Origin of the sequence: Janthinobacterium sp. DSP2-3-3 (assembly GCF_049897325.1) — a bacterium.
Taxonomy (GTDB): Bacteria; Pseudomonadota; Gammaproteobacteria; order Burkholderiales; family Burkholderiaceae_D; genus Janthinobacterium.
Genome location: NZ_JAFCWA010000004.1, coordinates 358,935 through 376,122 on the forward strand (window position 1 = coordinate 358,935; position 17,188 = coordinate 376,122).

The 17,188-nt window shown below is 63.0% G+C and carries 18 protein-coding genes; 10 read left to right on the forward strand and 8 right to left on the reverse strand.

What is annotated here, in order from left to right:
- The first annotated feature begins 18 nt into the window (after positions 1 to 18).
- Positions 19 to 651 carry a hypothetical protein gene (locus ACP7DE_RS10620; protein ID WP_426072062.1) on the forward strand — a complete coding sequence of 211 codons (633 nt, stop codon included), beginning with the start codon at positions 19 to 21 and terminating at the stop codon, positions 649 to 651.
- Positions 652 to 690: 39 nt separating this feature from the next.
- On the opposite strand, the gene ACP7DE_RS10625 is transcribed toward ACP7DE_RS10620, so the two are convergent.
- Positions 691 to 2,154: a cryptochrome/photolyase family protein gene (locus ACP7DE_RS10625; RefSeq protein WP_426072063.1), complete on the reverse strand. Its 1,464-nt coding sequence runs from the start codon at positions 2,152 to 2,154 to the stop codon at positions 691 to 693.
- A 454-nt stretch (positions 2,155 to 2,608) separates the two neighbouring features.
- On the opposite strand from ACP7DE_RS10625, the gene ACP7DE_RS10630 reads away from it, so the two are divergent.
- From ACP7DE_RS10630 to ACP7DE_RS10655, 6 genes are all read left to right on the forward strand, one after another.
- On the forward strand, positions 2,609 to 3,211 hold the full coding sequence (locus ACP7DE_RS10630; protein WP_426072180.1) for a YqgE/AlgH family protein: 603 nt from the start codon (positions 2,609 to 2,611) through the stop codon (positions 3,209 to 3,211).
- A gap of 165 nt (positions 3,212 to 3,376) precedes the next feature.
- Positions 3,377 to 3,760 carry a Holliday junction resolvase RuvX gene (gene ruvX, locus ACP7DE_RS10635; protein WP_426072181.1) on the forward strand — a complete coding sequence of 128 codons (384 nt, stop codon included), beginning with the start codon at positions 3,377 to 3,379 and terminating at the stop codon, positions 3,758 to 3,760.
- Between the two features lie 39 nt (positions 3,761 to 3,799).
- On the forward strand, positions 3,800 to 4,324 hold the full coding sequence (pyrR, locus tag ACP7DE_RS10640) for a bifunctional pyr operon transcriptional regulator/uracil phosphoribosyltransferase PyrR (protein WP_426072064.1): 525 nt from the start codon (positions 3,800 to 3,802) through the stop codon (positions 4,322 to 4,324).
- Positions 4,317 to 5,282, forward strand: coding sequence for an aspartate carbamoyltransferase catalytic subunit (locus ACP7DE_RS10645; protein WP_034746695.1), 966 nt, complete (start codon positions 4,317 to 4,319; stop codon positions 5,280 to 5,282). The genes pyrR and ACP7DE_RS10645 overlap by 8 nt, the downstream gene beginning before the upstream one ends.
- A 24-nt stretch (positions 5,283 to 5,306) precedes the next feature.
- Positions 5,307 to 6,608 (forward strand): dihydroorotase, encoded by a 1,302-nt coding sequence (locus ACP7DE_RS10650; RefSeq protein ID WP_071075540.1) that lies wholly within the window; start codon positions 5,307 to 5,309, stop codon positions 6,606 to 6,608.
- An 86-nt stretch (positions 6,609 to 6,694) separates the two neighbouring features.
- Complete coding sequence (locus ACP7DE_RS10655; RefSeq protein ID WP_426072065.1) at positions 6,695 to 7,444, forward strand: lysophospholipid acyltransferase family protein; 750 nt, start codon at positions 6,695 to 6,697, stop codon at positions 7,442 to 7,444.
- A gap of 5 nt (positions 7,445 to 7,449) precedes the next feature.
- Here the strand turns inward: ACP7DE_RS10655 and ACP7DE_RS10660 are convergent, their stop codons facing one another.
- From ACP7DE_RS10660 to ACP7DE_RS10690, 7 genes are all read right to left on the reverse strand, one after another.
- Complete coding sequence (locus ACP7DE_RS10660; RefSeq protein WP_426072066.1) at positions 7,450 to 8,214, reverse strand: ABC transporter permease; 765 nt, start codon at positions 8,212 to 8,214, stop codon at positions 7,450 to 7,452.
- 2 nt (positions 8,215 to 8,216) lie between these two features.
- On the reverse strand, positions 8,217 to 9,461 hold the full coding sequence (locus ACP7DE_RS10665) for an ABC transporter substrate-binding protein (RefSeq protein ID WP_426072067.1): 1,245 nt from the start codon (positions 9,459 to 9,461) through the stop codon (positions 8,217 to 8,219).
- A gap of 17 nt (positions 9,462 to 9,478) precedes the next feature.
- A complete protein-coding gene (locus ACP7DE_RS10670) occupies positions 9,479 to 10,285 on the reverse strand; it encodes an ABC transporter ATP-binding protein (RefSeq protein ID WP_426072068.1) in 807 nt (268 codons plus the stop codon).
- On the reverse strand, positions 10,282 to 11,367 hold the full coding sequence (locus ACP7DE_RS10675; RefSeq protein ID WP_426072069.1) for an acyl-CoA dehydrogenase family protein: 1,086 nt from the start codon (positions 11,365 to 11,367) through the stop codon (positions 10,282 to 10,284). The genes ACP7DE_RS10670 and ACP7DE_RS10675 overlap by 4 nt, the downstream gene beginning before the upstream one ends.
- Before the next feature lies 1 nt (position 11,368).
- Positions 11,369 to 11,923 carry a carboxymuconolactone decarboxylase family protein gene (locus tag ACP7DE_RS10680; protein ID WP_426072070.1) on the reverse strand — a complete coding sequence of 185 codons (555 nt, stop codon included), beginning with the start codon at positions 11,921 to 11,923 and terminating at the stop codon, positions 11,369 to 11,371.
- 118 nt (positions 11,924 to 12,041) lie between these two features.
- Positions 12,042 to 12,962 carry an AraC family transcriptional regulator gene (locus ACP7DE_RS10685; protein WP_426072071.1) on the reverse strand — a complete coding sequence of 307 codons (921 nt, stop codon included), beginning with the start codon at positions 12,960 to 12,962 and terminating at the stop codon, positions 12,042 to 12,044.
- 100 nt (positions 12,963 to 13,062) lie between these two features.
- On the reverse strand, positions 13,063 to 13,902 hold the full coding sequence (locus ACP7DE_RS10690) for a symmetrical bis(5'-nucleosyl)-tetraphosphatase (protein WP_426072072.1): 840 nt from the start codon (positions 13,900 to 13,902) through the stop codon (positions 13,063 to 13,065).
- 454 nt (positions 13,903 to 14,356) lie between these two features.
- Here ACP7DE_RS10690 and ACP7DE_RS10695 point away from each other — a divergent pair, with 454 nt between their 5' ends.
- The 3 genes from ACP7DE_RS10695 to waaC all read left to right on the forward strand — a co-directional run bounded on the left by ACP7DE_RS10695 (position 14,357) and on the right by waaC (position 17,180).
- Positions 14,357 to 14,665, forward strand: coding sequence for an H-NS family nucleoid-associated regulatory protein (locus ACP7DE_RS10695; protein WP_077408468.1), 309 nt, complete (start codon positions 14,357 to 14,359; stop codon positions 14,663 to 14,665).
- 93 nt (positions 14,666 to 14,758) lie between these two features.
- Positions 14,759 to 16,153, forward strand: coding sequence for a phosphomannomutase/phosphoglucomutase (locus ACP7DE_RS10700; RefSeq protein WP_426072073.1), 1,395 nt, complete (start codon positions 14,759 to 14,761; stop codon positions 16,151 to 16,153).
- Between the two features lie 4 nt (positions 16,154 to 16,157).
- The gene (gene waaC, locus ACP7DE_RS10705; RefSeq protein WP_426072074.1) at positions 16,158 to 17,180 is read left to right on the forward strand and encodes a lipopolysaccharide heptosyltransferase I; all 1,023 of its coding nucleotides are present in this window, start codon (positions 16,158 to 16,160) and stop codon (positions 17,178 to 17,180) included.
- The last annotated feature ends 8 nt before the right edge of the window (positions 17,181 to 17,188 follow it).

Below are 17,188 nucleotides of genomic sequence, written 5' to 3' on the forward strand. Positions count from 1 at the left end.
CGCCGCGCCAGGAAAATAATGAGCCTTCACGCCAAACTGAAAAAACTCGAAGACAAAGCCACGGCCAAAGGCGAGCATGCGGTCGCCGCGGCAGCAGCCCATCTGTTGCAAAATATCGACGCCATCGACAGGCAAATCAACCTCGTCGGGGCGCTGCACGAAGTGGGCTACCTGCAAAACTCGCTGAAGCCCTACTGGAATGCGTTCAGAGCCGATGAGTCAGCATGGATAGAACGCTGCCTGGCGAGGCTGCTCATGTCCGATCATGACTATTGGGCACTCGCCGCGCTGCTGGGATGCGATGGCCCGGCCACCATCGGCATCGCCATGGGCAAGGGATTCAACTCCGCCGCGACGCGGCTATATGAGCGTTTTGATCAACCCGATGTCCATGTCGATACCTTGTATTTGACAGGTGTGGGGAGGGTGCTGCATCCCATATTGGAAGTCGGTTATGACACCAGGAAAATGATCAATGTGGACGTGGGAAGGGCGCGGGCACTGAGTTTGGACAATAAGCTGGACAATGCGCCATGGCAGCCTGGTGACCCGCTGGGAACGGGGGGACTCTCCATTTCCATGCAGGCGAAACTTCCGCACGGCGCCTGGCGGTCGGCCTGGACCGCGTTCACGCCACCCGATGCCACCTGACGGCAGTGGCGGCGCACGGCTTTGCTCCCGCCAGCTGCCTTATTTGACCACTTTGACGACTTCATAACGCTCCAGGGTTTCCTTGCGCGCCTCGTCGTGCTGTACCAGCGGTTCCGGATAGTCGCGCCCCAGCACGATATTTTTTTGCTCGAGCAGCATGCGTGGCACCAGCCAGGGCGCATGGATTTCCTTGTCGCCCAGCGCCTTCAGTTGCGGCAGGTAGCGGCGGATGAAGCGCCCGCTGGCATCGAATTTTTCCGACTGCGTGATCGGGTTGAAGATGCGGAAGTAGGGCTGGGCGTCGCAGCCCGACGACGAAGCCCATTGCCAGCCGCCGTTGTTCGAGGCCAGGTCGAAGTCATTCAGGTGCAGCGCGAAGTACGCTTCGCCGCGGCGCCAGTCGATGCCCAGATCCTTGATCAAAAAGCAGGCCGTGACCATGCGCAGGCGGTTGTGCATATAGCCCGTCTGGTTCAGCTGCGCCATGGCCGCGTCCACCAGCGGATAGCCGGTGCGCCCCTCGCACCAGGCCGCAAAGGCGGCATCGGCGTCAAGCCCCGTTTCCCAGGCGATGGCGTCGTAGGCCGGTTTGAAGGCGCCGCCTTCCACATGCGGGTTCTGGTACAGGATCATGGCGTAAAAATCGCGCCAGATCAGTTCTGCCAGCCACACGGGCGCGCCATCGCCGCCGCTACCCCGGTCCATCAGGTCAAGTACGGTGCGCACCAGGTAGCGCAGCGATACGGTACCGAAGCGCAGATGCATGGACAGGTAGGACGGCCCCTTCAGGGCAGGAAAATCGCGTGCCACGTCATAGCGGGCCACGCGCGGCAGGAAATCCTCGAACAGCTTGCCGGCGCCCGACATGCCCGTGGGAATGGCCAGTTCGGCCAGGTTGCTCGCTTCGAAACCCAGCTCGCCCAAGGTCGGCAGGGGGGCAGGCGTGCCGGTGCGCGGCGGCGCCAGGCTGGCCGCGTGCGGTTCGATATCGAACGGCGCCAGGCAGCCGGGTTCGGCGCGCATTTTCTTCAGCCAGGCATTCTTGTACGGCGTGTAGACCGTGTACGGCTTGGCCGAGAGCGTCAGCACCTCGTCCTTTTCAAAGATGACCTGGTCCTTGAAACTGAACCACAGGCGCGCGTCGCGCGTAAGCGCCGCGGCTACCCTGGCGTCGCGGGCGATCGCTTGCGGCTCGTAGTCGTGGTTGGCAAACACGGCGTCGGCGTTCAGCTCGGCGGCCAGGCGCGGGATGGCTTCGGCGGCGTCCGCGTGCAGCACGATCAGGTCGCCACCCAGCTGACGCAGCTCGCCGGCCAGTTCGGCCACGCTGGCATGGATGAAATCGACCCGCCGGTCGCGGCGCGGCAGCGCTGCCAGGATGGCGGTGTCGTAGACGAAGACACAATGCACGGCCTGGTTCTGACGCAGGGCGTGATGCAGTGCAGCATGGTCAAATGCACGCAGATCGCGCCGGAACCATACCAGGGAAGTCTTGATTGTCATTATTTTGCGTGTTCAGGGTCAAAGATAGGTTATTTTTTGCCGCCAACAGGGCTTTATGGGCACGCGCGTCGTGCCTTTGGCGTCGCTGCGGCGGCAATTCAGTGTAAACTACCGGGTATGTTCGTGGTGCTTTATATGCGACAGCGATTTTGCAATCAATTTTTCAATTGGCATTGAAATGCGTCTGCAGGCGAAGCGATGTTTGATATTGAACAAGCCATTGAGCAAGTCGTTGAGCGTGCAGGATGTTGCCGCAGGGCGCAGCGAATAAATAATTAATTTACAACATAACAAGAATAGCGCCTGGCATCACGGTGCGCGCCGCCCAATATTCGCGGCAGCTTGCGCCAGGCGTACGATAGCGGGGTAAGCGAGACTTGCCAGCAAGCCCACAGAGAGAGCATCGCGTATGAAAAAGAGTAAAATCGACCAGACTCTACCAGGGCATCGTTTGATGCAGGGTGTGGGAGAGCCTGCCGCGACCGGTTCCTCCACCTTGAATCTGGCCAATCATTTCCTGATCGCAATGCCGGCCATGCAAGATCCGATCTTCGGCGGCACGGTCGTGTACGTCTGCGAGCACAATGAAAACGGCGTGCTGGGCGTCGTCATCAACAAACCCACCGACATGACCATGGAAGTGCTGTTCGACCGCATCGATCTGAAACTGGAGGCTGGCAGCGACACGCCCATCATCAACGAGCCGATCATGTTTGGCGGCCCCGTGCAGGACGACCGCGGCTTCGTGCTGCATACGCCGGGCGCGCATTATTCCTCATCGCTGACGGTGACGGATGAAATCGCGTTTACCACCTCGATCGACGTGCTCGAAGCTGTCGCCAAGGGCGATGGTCCCCAGCGCATGCTGGTGTCGATCGGCTATTCGGGCTGGAGCCCGGGCCAGCTGGAAGACGAGATCGGCCGCAATGGCTGGCTGACGGTGGGTGCCTCGGCCGACATTCTGTTCGACTTCCCCATCGAGCAGCGTTACGTGGCGGCCATCAAATTGCTGGGCATCGATCCCCTCATGTTGGCATCGGAAGCCGGACACGCATGAGGTGGATGCCATAAACCTATTGCGCAGCCCACTTTCGGGCATCCGTTGCTCGCTGTACCTTTGTACAGCTCCGCTACTCAACCCGACATTGAGCTTGCTCGCTACGGTTTCTGACACCACCTATGTTGATCTTTATTATGGAAAAATGCTGTGACGAGTGACGCCATCGACACCATCCTCGCCTTCGATTTCGGCTTGAAACGCATCGGCGTGGCCATCGGCAATACCATGATTTGCCAGGCCAAGCCGCTCAGCGTGATCACGGCCACGGCGAATGAGCCGAAGTTTGCCGCCATCGATAGCCTGATCAAGGAGTGGGGTGCGAGCCGCATCGTGGTGGGCCTGCCCAGCCATCCGGATGGCACCGAACACGAGATGAGCGCGCGTTGCCGCCGTTTCGCCAACCAGGTACATGGCCGCTTCAACCTGCCGGTGGAACTGGTCGACGAACGGTATTCCTCGGCCGTGATTACCGCCAAGCGCGGCGAAGTCATCGACGACCGCGCCGCCGCCATCATCCTGCAACAGTATTTCGACGCGAATTATTAATCTGACCTTAGCCCCCATCCCTGAATGATTAAGAACTCTATGCCGCATCTTACGAATCCTTCCCAACTCGACGCCGAGGCCCTGTATGCGGTCTTGCTGCAGCAGGTGCAGAGCGGCCTGGCGGGCATCCCCAACGTGGCCATCGTCGGCATCCATTCGGGTGGCGCCTGGCTGGCCGAACGCCTGGCGCGCGACCTGAACCTGGTTGATCGCCTGGGCGTGCTCGATGTGTCGTTCTACCGCGACGACTTCGCCCAGAAGGGCCTGCATGCCGACGTGAAGCCGACGCAAATCAGTTTTGACGTGGCCGGCGCCACCATCCTGCTGGTCGACGACGTGCTGTACACGGGCCGCACCACGCGCGCGGCCATCAATGAATTGTTCGACTATGGCCGTCCGGCCAAGATCATGCTGGCCGCCCTGGTCGACCGCGGCGAGCGCCAGTTGCCGGTGGCTGCCGATTTCGTGGCCGCCTTCACTGCCGTGCCGCCTGGCCAGGCCCTGGTCCTGAAGCAAGCCGACGATGGAAAATTCACGCTCACCATAGATACCCACCATGCTTAATCCGCAACTGAATAAACACGGCGAACTGCAACATCTGCTGACGATTGAAGGCTTGCCGAAGTCTATCGTCAACCACATCCTCGATACCGCTTCTTCGTTCGTCGGCATTTCCGACCGCGATGTAAAAAAGGTGCCGCTGATGCGCGGCAAGAGCGTTTTCAATCTGTTCTTTGAAAACTCCACGCGCACCCGCACCACCTTCGAAATCGCCTCGAAGCGGCTGTCGGCCGATGTCATCAACCTGAATATCCAGGCTTCGTCGGCCAGCAAGGGCGAGTCCCTGCTCGACACCATCGACAACCTGTCGGCCATGCATGCCGACATGTTCGTCGTGCGCCACGCGCAGTCGGGCGCGCCCTACCTGATCGCCAAGCACCTGATCGACACGAAGCAGCCGCACGTCCACGTCGTCAACGCGGGCGACGGACGCCACGCGCACCCGACCCAGGGTTTGCTCGACATGTACACGATCCGCCACTACAAGAAGGATTTCACCAATCTGACGGTGGCCATCGTGGGCGACATCTTGCACAGCCGCGTGGCCCGTTCCGACATCCACGCGCTGACCACCCTGGGCGTGCCCGAAGTGCGCGCCATCGGTCCGCACACTTTGCTGCCGGGCGGCCTGGAACAAATGGGCGTGCGCACCTTCACCAACATGGATGAAGGTCTGAAGGGCGTGGACGTGATCATCATGCTGCGCCTGCAGAATGAACGCATGAGCGGCGCGCTGCTGCCCTCGGCGCAAGAGTATTTCAAGAGCTACGGCCTGACGCCCGAGCGCCTGGCGCTGGCGAAACCGGACGCCATCGTCATGCATCCGGGCCCGATGAACCGCGGCGTGGAGATCGATTCGGCCGTGGCCGACGGTCCGCAGGCGGTGATCCTGCCGCAGGTGACGTTCGGTATCGCCGTGCGCATGGCGGTGATGAGTATTTTGGCTGGTAATCAGGGCTGATAGCCCAAGGACGAGTAAGCGAGCATGACGACACTACATATCAAGAACGGCCATCTGATCGACCCTGCCAACGGCATCGATGGCTTGCAAGACCTGTTTATCGCCGATGGCAAAGTGCTGGCCGTGGGCAGCGCCCCGGCCGGTTTTACCGCCGACACCACCTTTGACGCGGCCGGCCTGGTGGTTTCCCCCGGCCTGGTCGACCTGTCCGCGCGCCTGCGCGAGCCGGGCTACGAATACAAGGCGACCCTGGAATCGGAATTGCAGGCAGCCCTGCAGGGCGGCGTCACGAGCCTGGTCTGCCCGCCCGACACCGATCCCGTGCTCGACGAGCCGGGCCTGGTGGAGATGCTGAAATACCGCGCCAAGACGCAGAACAAGGCCCACGTGCACCCGCTGGGCGCGCTGACCATGGGCTTGAAGGGCAAGTCGCTGACGGAAATGGCGGAATTGACGGAAGCGGGCTGCATCGGCTTTGCGCAGGCGGAAGAGCCAATCGAAGACACCACCGTGCTGCTGCGCGCCATGCAGTACGCGAACACCTTCGGCTACACGGTCTGGCTGCGCCCGCAAGATCCGCACATCGGCCGTGGCGGCATCGCCCACAGTGGCCCGCTGGCGTCGCGCCTGGGCCTGTCCGGCGTGCCCGTGATGTCCGAAACCATCGCCCTGCATACGATCTTTGAATTGATGCGCGCCAGCCGCGCGCGCGTGCACCTGTGCCGCATCTCGTCGGCGGCGGGCCTGGAACTGATCCGCGCTGCCAAGGCCGAAGGCTTGCCGGTCACCTGCGACGTGGGCGTGCACCATGTGCACTTGACGGACGCCGATATCGGCTTTTTCGATTCGAACGCGCGCGTCACGCCGCCGTTCCGCAGCCAGCGCGACCGCGATGCGATCCGCGCCGGCCTGCTCGACGGCACGGTGGACGCGATGTGCTCGGACCATACACCAGTCGACGACGATGAAAAGCTGCTGCCCTTCGGTGAAGCCTCGCCCGGCGCCACGGGCCTGGAACTGCTGCTGTCGCTGGCTTTGAAGTGGGCCGACGACTATGCGCTGGCGCAACCGCAAGCCGGTGCCCGTCCGCTGGCGCGCGCCGTGGCCAAGGTCACGTCCGACGCGGCCCGTGTCGCCGGCATCCCGGCCGGCAGCCTGGCCGTGGGCGAAGCGGCCGACATCTGCGTCTTTGATCCGGCCGCGCGCTGGACCGTATCGTCGGCGTCGCTGGCCAGCCAGGGCAAGCACACGCCTTTCCTCGGCTATGAGCTGAGCGGCATCGTCAAGGCGACCATCGTGGCTGGACAGGTGGCGTTTCAGCGTTAAAAATCAGATCCATGGACCGGGGCACGCTGCCCCGGCATCCCTTGTCTGCTCCCGGATTTCGGTTCTGGTTTATTTGTTGGTGTGATTTGAAACTTCTGCTTACCTACCGCCTCGCGCGCATCGTTATCCACCTGAGCTGCGGCATGGCCAAGAGCGCCGTGCTCTTTCCCTGGCTGGACCTGGAAGGGCGCAACCGGCGCATCCGCCGTTGGTCGACGCAGCTGCTCGATATCTGCGGCGTGCAAGTGGTGCATCCGGCAGACAGCGTGCCTGCACTCGACCATGCGATGGTGGTGGCGAACCATGTCTCGTGGCTCGACATCTTCGTCATCAATGCCGTCCACCCCTGCCGTTTCGTCGCCAAGGCGGAAATCCGCGCCTGGCCGATTCTTGGCTGGCTGGCGGGACGCGCCGGCACCATCTTCATTTCGCGCGGCAGCAAGCGCGACCTGCGTTTGATTTTCCAGGGCCTGGTGGATAAATTGACGGCGGGCGAGCGCATCGCGTTTTTCCCCGAAGGTACGACCGCCGCGCAAGGACAAATCCTGCCGTTTCACGCGAATCTGTTTGAGGCGGCCATCGACGCGCAAGTGCCGGTGCAGCCGTTCGCGCTCGTGTATGTGGATGACCAGGGAGCTTTGCATCATGCCGTCGACTTTATCGGCGACATGAGCTTTGCGCAAAGCATGGTGGCGATTTTGAGCGGCCCGCCCATCACGGCGCGCCTGACCTGTTTGGCGCCAGTGGCGACGCTGGACGCACACCGCCGCGAACTGGCGGCGGCAACGCAGGCGGCGGTGGCCGCCGCGCTGCCGCTGGAAAAGCTGCCTAGCTGATTGGCTTAGTTCTTCACGTGCAGCCAGCGTGCATGCGCGGCGCGGGCCAGGTAGTCGAGGATGAAACCGAGTATGCCGATCAGCACGATGGCGGCCATCAGTTCCGAATATGCGAGGCGGTCGCGCGTGTCGAGGATGAAGTAACCGAGACCGGCCGACACACCCAGCATTTCCGCCGGCACCAGCACGATCCAGATGATGCCGATGGCCAGGCGCACGCCCGTCAGGATATCGGCCGTGATGCCCGGCAAAATCACCTTGAAGACGATTTCGCTGCGCGTCGCCGACAGGCTGCGCGCCAGCAGCAGCCAGTTTGGATCGAGGCGCGCCACGCCAGCCGCCGTATTGAGCAAAATCGGCCAGATGGCCGCAAACGCCAGCAGGAAGTACACGGGCGCGTCGCCCACGCCCAGCACCATCACGGCAATCGGCATCCACGACAGCGGCGAAATCATGCGCAGCAGCTGGAACAGCGGCATGGCCGCGCCGGAAAAACTTTTCGACATGGCCACCAGCACGCCCAGCGGCACGCCGATGAGGATCGCCAGCCCCAGGCCGACAGCCACCCGTTGCAGGCTCAACACCACGTGCAGCCAGATATCCGCGCCGCCCAGCATTTCCCGGAACGCCAGCGCCGTGGGCAGCGGTGCAAAGGCGGTGGCGATGGGCGTGGATTTCTCCAGTGCCGTCACGCCCATGGACCACAGCAGCAAGGCACAGGCCAGCCCCACCAGGGGCAGTCCGAACTTCGTGAACAACTTGCTTGCCATCGTCAGACCGCCACGGTTTCGCTGCGCAGCAGGTTGGCCGGCAAGCCGAAGGCGGCAGGGCCGCCGACGGCCGTGATGGCCTTGCGCACGAAGCGGTCATCGACCAGGTCGCGCGCGGCGAACTTCGGATCGAGCTTGGCCAGGAAGCGCGTATCGCCTTCAACCTTGGTGCGGCCGATGGCGCGCACCAGTTCTTCCGTGTACGACGCGAACGGATACGGCTGGAAGTCGATGCGGCGCTGCTGCCAGTTCTTGTGCACGATCAGGCCCTGTTTTTCGTAGCTGGCGTAATCGGTGGTGGCCAGCACCTTGGTCAGCACTTGCAGCGGATGCGGCGTGTAGCGATGCTCGCCCACGTTTGACAGCAGCTTGGCCGTATCGACCTGGTTCGAGCGCGTCCACAATTGCGCCTTGACGATGGCGTTGGTGACCTTCTGTGCCCATTCTGGACGCGTGTTAATGTCGCGCTCGGACAGGAACGTGACGCAGCACGCATGGTTTTTCCAGACGTCGCCCGAGAAGCGCAGGATCTTGCCGATGCCGGCGTTTTCCGCCGCCGCATTGAATGGTTCGGCCACGATGTAGCCAGCGATGGACTTGCTGGCCAGGGCCGAGACCATTTCGGCCGGCGCCAGCACGATCAGGTTGACTTCATTCGGTTTGATGGCCGCGTTGCGCGCGCGTGTGACCGGAGTCAGGCCGTTGGCGCTGAGGATTTGCTGCAGCAGGATGTTGTGGATCGAGTACCAGAAGGGGATGGCGACCGTGCGCCCGCCCAACTCGGAGACCTTGTTGATTTCGTTGGCCACCGTCAGCGCGGAGCCATTGACGTGATTCCACGCGACGACCTTCGCCGGGAACTTGGCGCCGTAGCGCACCCACAGGGTGGCGGGCGACAGCAAATGGATGACGTTGACCTGGCCGGCGACGAAGGCTTCGATGATTTGCGCCCAGCTGCGGAACAGGCGCGGCGTTTCCGCCTGCAAGCCTTCCGCTTCAAACATTTTACGGGCGTGGGCGACGAGCAGCGGAGTGGCGTCGGTAATCGGCAGGTAGCCGATTTTCACGGGCTGGTCGTCGCCTTTCGGACCTTGCTGGGCCATGGCGTCGCCGGCGAACAGCAGGGGCGAGGCGACGCTGGCCGTGGCCAAGGCCGACATGCGCAGGAAGTCGCGCCGCGTCAGGCCGCAATCGCAATCGGAGGAAGCGCAGATGTGCAGGGGTTTGTTTTGATCTTCGAATGTCATGGAAAAGTTCCGGTCGATTAATTGGGAGCAAAGGCGGGAGTTTGATCTTGCTTTTGCAGCGCTTGCAGGGCATCCAGAATGTCCATCTTGAGGGCGATGACCTCGGCGCTGTGGCCGATTCTGGGTTGGGCGATGGCGACGGGCCATTCGCGCACGATGTTGCCCGGCTTGCCGCCCATCAGCAAAATGCGGTCGGCCACCAGGATCGCTTCATCGATATCGTGCGTGACCAGCAGCACGGCCGTGTGCCAGCGGTGCACCACGTCGACCAGCAGCGACTGCATCTCGGCGCGCGTGATGGCGTCGAGCGCTGAAAACGGCTCGTCGGCAAACAGCAGTTCCGGTTCGCGCGCCAGCGCGCGGGCCAGCGCCACGCGCTGCGCCATGCCGCCCGACAGCGCGGACGGATACAGCTTTTCGCGGCCCTTCAAGCCCACCGCTTCGATGGCTTGCGCCACGCGCACCTGGTGCGCTTCGCGCGTCAACTGCGGCTGGTGCTTGAAATCCAGGCCAAAGCCGGCGTTGCCCGTGACATTCAGCCAGGGCAAGAGGCTCGCCTGCTGGAACACGAGGGCGCTGCGCGGGTCCGGTTCGCGCATGGTCGCATCGAGAAACTGGATCTCTCCCGTCGATGGCGGCTGCAAGCCGGCCAGCACGCGCAGCAGGCTCGATTTGCCGCAGCCGCTGCCGCCCAGCAGGCAGACGATTTCGCGCTTGCGCACGCCCAGCGAGACATGCTGAAACACGGGCGCTGTGGCGGGATAGGCGTAGCTGAGATCCTGCGCCTGCAGCGCCCAGTCTTGCGCTTCCACTGCTGCCGTCATGCGGGCGCTCCTGCAGCCTTAGCCGCCTGCTGGCTGTCGAACAGCTGCAAGGCTGCCTGCAATTGCGTCAGGCTGGGGGTGACGATGGGGATGAATGACGACTCGCGCCAGCGGCGCGCAAAGCCCTGCTGTTCAGCATTCAGGTAGGCGCGTCCACCCATGGCTTGCAGTTCCAGCATCAAGGCTTGCTGCAGCACGTCGGCCAGTTGTATGCGCAGCCGGAACATGGCCGGCGCCTGCGTCTTGAAGCGGCCATCGTGCACGCCGGCCAGCAAGGCAGCGGCAGCCGCTTCCAGGGTCGCTTGCAGCGCTTCGATGCGCGGCGTGAGCTGGTTGCGCGAGCCGGCCGAGATCTGCGCCGCTTGCGCCAGGCTGGCGCGCGCCAGGCCGATCGACAGGCCGCACTGCATGCCGAGGAACGATGGACGCACCTGCGGCAGCCAGGCTGGCGCATTGTCGCTGATGATATCCGCAGCGGGGATGTGCACCTGCGTCAGCTTGACGGAGGCCGTATTGCTGCCGCGCAGGGCGATCAGGTCCAGGTCGTCGTTGCGCTTGACGCCTGGCGTACTGCTGTCAAAGGCGACGATGACGGGTGGCGCGCCGTCGTTGGGCGCCACGGCGGCCGCGGCGACAAAGCCCGCCTTGCGCAAATTCGTCACCCAGGCCAGGCCGCCGTCGACCAGCAAGCCGTCATCCTGGCGCACCCCCGTGATTTGCAGCTGCTCGATGCCGGACAAGAATTTCATGGCGTTCGACAGGCCGCTGGCGCCCGCCTGCGTGCCCGCCAGCAGGCCTGGCAGGCGGCGCTTGGCCAGCGCGCGGTTCTCGCTTTGCAGTAGGAATTCGATGAAGCAGCGCTGGCCCCAGAAGACAAAGGCCGCTGTCACCGATTGCTCGGCCACTTTGGCGATGGCATCGATGGCGTCGCGCACGTCGCCGCCCGCGCCGCCATGTTCCTGCGGCACGCCGATGGCCAGCAACTGGTCGCCGGCCAGCGTCGGCAGGATGGTTTCAGCCAGTGCCGACGATTGGTCGAGCTGGTCGGCATGCATGTGCAGCCAGTCAGTGAGCTTGCCCATGTCAGACGGCGCCAGGCAGGTAGGGCGTCAATTGCGGATTGACAGGCGTGCCGGCCAGACTGTTGGAGAAATTGCACAGGGTAGCCAGGCTGATGCCCAGCACCACTTCCAGCGCCTGCTGTTCGTTGTAGCCGGCGGCCAGGAAGGCTTGATATTCGGCGTCGCTGACAGCGCCGCGTGTGGCGATGACGGCCGTGGCGAAGGCGGCGACAGCGTCCAGCTTGGCGTCCCCCGTCGGCTGGCCATGCTGCAGGGCGCGCACGATATCGGGCGTCTGTCCCGCTTTTTTCAGCGAGATGGCGCTATGGCCGGCGATGCAGAAGTCGCAGCCATGGATGCGCGCGGCCGTGATCTGCACCACTTCGCGTTCCATTAACGTCAGGCTGGCGCGTGCATTGATGCCGGAGACGGTCAGATAGGTTTCCAGGGCCAGCGGGGCATTCGCCAGCACGCCGATCAGGTTAGGCAGGAAGCCGTTGTTGGCGATGGCCTTTTCCACGAAGGGGCGGCTATCGGCCGGGGCGGTATCGAGAGTGTGCAGCGTCAGACGGGGCATGGGGTACCTTGCTAAGTTAGTAAGTCACCCAGCCATTATATCGGCCATGCCGTGCAGGTAACAGACGTCAGCGTCGTCCTTTTGTGCTCGTTCGTCTGCGAATGTGCGATTCTTGATTTCAGCTGGCCAGTTGACGCTGGCGCTGGTCGCGCCTGTAGGCACCCGGTTGCTCGCCCGTGACCCGCTTGAAGGCGCGCGTAAAGGCGGCGTGCGAGCGGTAGCCCACCAGTTCGGCCGCGCGTTCGACGGAGACGCCTTCGTGCAGGCGTCGCGCGGCGATCTTCATGCGCAGCAGGAGCAGGAATTGGGCCGGCGATTGGCCGCTGGCGCTGGCAAAATGCTTGCAGAAGCTGGCGCGCGACATGCAGGCCGCTTTGGCCATGTTCTCGATCGACCAGTCGTCGGCGGGGGCGTCGAGCATGCGTTCGAGCAGCGGCGAAAATGCGGGCTGGTGCAGCAGCGACAGCAGGCCGGCTGCCACCTGTTCGCCCTGCGCCACATGGCGGATCAGGTAAAAAAACAGCAGTTCGACCAGGCGCGCGATGAGTGGCGACGGCTGTTCCGGATCGCCGCCCGCCTCTGCCAGGATCAGGTCGAACAGCGCGGCGGCGGCGCTGAAGGCGGGTGCATCGCCGCGTATCAGCAGATACGGCGGGAAGGAGTCGACGATCAGCGCGGAGAGGGCGCCGCGAAATTGAAAGAAGCCGCAGGCCAGCGCCGTCGCCGGCTGCTCCGTGAGCGCCTGCAGCGGCAGCATGGCTTGCGCGCTTACCGCCTGCAGCGGATCGCTGTGGGGGCTGAGGAAATGCGGCAAGTCGCGCAGCAAGAAGACGCCATCGCGCGGGCCGAGCGCTATCGGCGCCGCGCCATCGAAATGCAAATAGCAGTGGCCATCGAGCACCAGGTGAAAGCTGCCCAGTTCCCGGCCCGCCGTGGAAGCGCGCCAGCGGCCACAGTACTGGCCCACATGCAGGACAGCGGTGTCGAGCTCCAGGCTGCCGAGCAGCCAGCGCGCCAGTCTGTCGGTATCAGGATGCATGGGATGGCACAGGCAAAAGCTGCATCATACGGGGCTTGGGCGGCAAGGCAAACGACCGATTTCGACTAAGCATATGCGCGCCATGCGTATCACTTGGCACTTACCGCTTGCCACTGTGCTGCTGGAAGGCGGGACAGTCCACTTGCAGCAGCGAGCGGTCTTCCAGGCACACGGCGGAGAGTTTTCCACCCCAGACGCAGCCGCTATCGAGGCCGATCAGGTGGGGCCGCAACTGCAGTCCCAGCGCCGACCAGTGGCCGAAGACGATGGTGTCGCCGGCGCTGCGCCGGCCCGGCACGTCGAACCAGGGCAGCAGACCGGAGCCCGGCGGCGCGCTGCCGCTCTCCTTCATCTTGAAGTCCATCACGCCGCCCGGCGTGCAAAAGCGCAGCCGCGTCATGGCGTTGACGATGCAGCGCAGCCGGTCGGCGCCCTGCAGGTCGTCGCGCCAGGCAGCCGGCTCGTTGCCGTACATGCTGCGCAGGAACTCCACCCAGCCATCGCTGCGCAGCATGGTGGACACTTCCTCGCCCAGGGACAGGGCCTGCGAGGCGCTCCATTGCGGCAGCAAGCCTGCATGCACGAGCACATGGCCCTGATGCTGCAAGACGAGCGGACGGTGGCGCAGCCAGGTAATCAACTCGTCGCGGTCGGGCGCGTCGAGGATCTCGGCCAGCGTATCGGACGCATGCTCCGGGCGGATGCCGTTGGCCACGGCCAACAAGTGCAAGTCATGGTTGCCCAGGACGCTGTCGGCCAGGCCCTGTTGCGCCAGCGCATGCACATGGCGCAGGGTGGCCAGCGATGCCGGGCCACGATTGATCAGGTCGCCCGCGAACAGCAGGCGGTATGGGCCTTCTGCCGCCGCCTGGATCCGTTCGATCAGTTCGACGGTTTGTGCATGGCAGCCTTGCAGATCGCCGATAAAGTAAGTTTTCATAGGTACCGAGGTGAAGTGAACTACGCACATGCATTATAAGCATGGCTGCCCTTAGTCGTTGGGTGCATTCTTTGCTGGCGCCTGATTGCGCCAATGGTTGCTCGGCAGGATAAATCCGGGCGCCGGTTAATCTGTATTGGCATTTGCTGTGGCTGAATGTCCCGCTGTTTTATATCGATAATCATTTTATGGCTCGCTCGCTGGAATGGATGACCTCGCCATGCCGGCCTTGCCAGCACGCCCATCAGACCTGCCGGAATGCCAATCATCCATGTTTATGCATTTTCCACGCGTGCTGCCTGCATACTCTTCATTTAATCTTAATGTTGGGCCGTGAAATAAATCCGGGGCCGTGATTCAATTGGCGATGGATTATGCAACGGTGCGCAAATGTTTATGCAATGTAGTATATTCCACGTGATTTTATTATTTAACAATGTAAAGGATATACCGGATGGATCTGTCAACGATGACGATGCTGGAATTGCGCAAGCTGGAAGATAATGTGAAGCAGGAATTGAACAGCCGCGAGCGTGAAGACTTGAACAAGGCGCGCGAACAGATCATGGCCATCGCGCAGCAAGCGGGCATTCCGCTGAAACAGCTGATACTCGATGGCTTGCACCCGCGCACGGGCAAAGTCGCGGTACGTTACCGCCATCCTGACAATGCAACTGAACAATGGACAGGCCGTGGCCGCCAGCCGCTGTGGGTCAGGCAGTGGGTGGAATCGGGCAAGTCCATCGATCTGCTGCGCGTATAATTCGGTATACTCTTGGCGCAGTGGCAAGCTGCCAGTCGCATGCTGCACCTTGCCAGGCACCCTATTGATACCCTTACTTATAGCGCCCATACCATGCTTCCATTGTCCAGAACGATCTTCAAGGCCTACGATATTCGCGGCATCATCGCTAAAACCCTCGATGCCAGCGTGGCCTACAAGATCGGTCAGGCATTTGGCCAGGCGGCCCTGGCCAAGGGCGAGCAGCGGGTCGTGATCGGCCGCGATGGCCGCCTGTCGGGGCCTGAACTGACGGCGGCGCTGGCGCAGGGCTTGCAGGCCGCCGGCGTCGATGTGATCGACCTGGGCGTGGTAGCCACACCGATGGTCTACTTTGGCACGAACGTGCTCGACACGCGCTCCGGCATCATGGTCACGGGCAGCCACAATCCACCCGATTACAACGGCTTCAAGATGGTGCTGGCGGGCGAAGCGATCCACGGTGTAGCGATCCAGGCGCTGTACCACAGCATCGTGGCCCACGACGGCAGCGCCAGTACCAAGGACGTTGCCAACCTGGGAAGCTACACCACGCACGATATCCGTGCCGCCTACCTGGAGCGCATCCTGGGCGACGTCAAGCTGGCGCGCCCGATCAAGATCGCCGTCGACTGCGGCAATGGCGTGGCCGGTGCATTTGCGGGCGACCTGTTCCGCGGCATGGGCTGCGAAGTCATCGAACTGTTCTGCGAAGTCGATGGCAATTTCCCCAATCACCATCCCGACCCGGCGCATCCGGAAAACCTGCAAGACTTGATCCGCTGCCTGGCCGAGACGGACGCCGAAATCGGCATCGCCTTCGACGGCGATGGCGACCGTCTGGGCGTGGTCACAAAGGATGGCCAGATCATCTACCCTGACCGCCAGATGATGCTGTTTGCCGCCGACGTGCTGACCCGCCATCCGGGCGCGCAGATTTTGTATGACGTGAAATGCACGCGCCACCTGGCACCGTGGATCAGCAAGCATGGCGGCGTGCCGCTGATGTACAAGACGGGCCATTCGCTGGTGAAAGCCAAGCTGCGTGAAACGGGTGCGCCGCTGGGCGGCGAAATGAGCGGCCATATCTTCTTCAAGGACCGCTGGTACGGTTTCGACGACGGCATGTATGCGGCCGCGCGCCTGCTGGAAATCCTCACCCGCGAAGCAGATCCTTCGGCCCTGTTGAACTCTCTGCCGCAGTCCGACAGCACGCCGGAACTGCATCTGGAACTGAAGGAAGGCGAGAATGTCGCGCTGATGGACATGCTGCGCCGCGACGCCGTCTTCCCCGGCAATGAACAGATCATCACCATCGACGGCTTGCGCGTGGAGTACGCGGACGGCTTTGGCCTGGCCCGTTCGTCGAACACCACGCCGGTGATCGTCATGCGCTTCGAAGCGGAAACGCCGCAAGCCCTGGCGCGCATCCAGGGACAGTTCAAGAGCGTGATCCTGGCCGCCAAGCCTGACGCCGTTCTGCCCTTCTGACAGCATGGCCGGTCAATCTGGCGCACAGGCGCCCTTGAAAATCCTGCTGGTGCGGGTATCTTCGCTGGGCGACGTGCTGCATAACCTGCCGATGGTGGCGGACATCGCCCGCCATTATCCGGATGCCACCATCGACTGGGTGGTCGAGGAAGGCTACACCAGCCTGGTGCGCCTGAACCCCCGTGTGAATACCATCTTCCCGTTTGCATTGCGGCGCTGGCGCAAGAGCCTGGGCAAGAAAGAGACGCGCGCGGAAATCGCCGCCTTTTTCCGCAGCCTGCGCCAGACGCGCTACGATTATGTGTTCGATACCCAGGGCTTGCTCAAGACGGGCATCATCATGGGCGCAGCGCGTCTGGCGCCGGGTGGACAGAAGGTCGGCCTGGCGAATGGCAGCGAAGGTTCCGGCTACGAAGGCATTTCGCGCCTGTTTCATACCAACAGCATTCCGCTCGACCAGCGTACGCATGCGGTAGCGCGTGGCCGCCTGGTGGCCGCCGCCGCACTCGGCTACACGGTCGATACGCCGGCCGATTTCGGCTTGCCGGCAGTGTCAGGCAGCGAGCCGCGCCCGGACTGGATGGGTGCTGCGCCGTATTGCGTGTATTTCCACGGCACCGCGCGCGATGCCAAGAAATGGGCGCCGCAGAACTGGATCGCCCTCGGCCATGCGCTGGCGCCGATGCCGATTTTGCTGCCCTGGGGTTCGCCCAAGGAAAAGGCGGAAGCCGAACAGTTGGCGGCCAGCCTGTCGAACGCGCGCGTGCTGCCGAAGCTGTCGATGGGCGACGCTACCCTGCTGGCACGCCACGCGGCGCTGGTGATCGGCGTCGATACGGGCCTGACGCATATCGCCGCAGCCTTCCTGCGTCCGACGGTGGAAATCTATGCCGATTCGCCGCGCTGGAAAACGGAAGGCAACTGGTCGCCGAACATCATCAACCTGGGCGACAAAGGCGCGCCGCCCGGCGTGCCGGAAGTGCTGGCCGCGGCGCAGCGCCTGCTGGCCGAGCATCCTGCCGCCTGACTTCAACG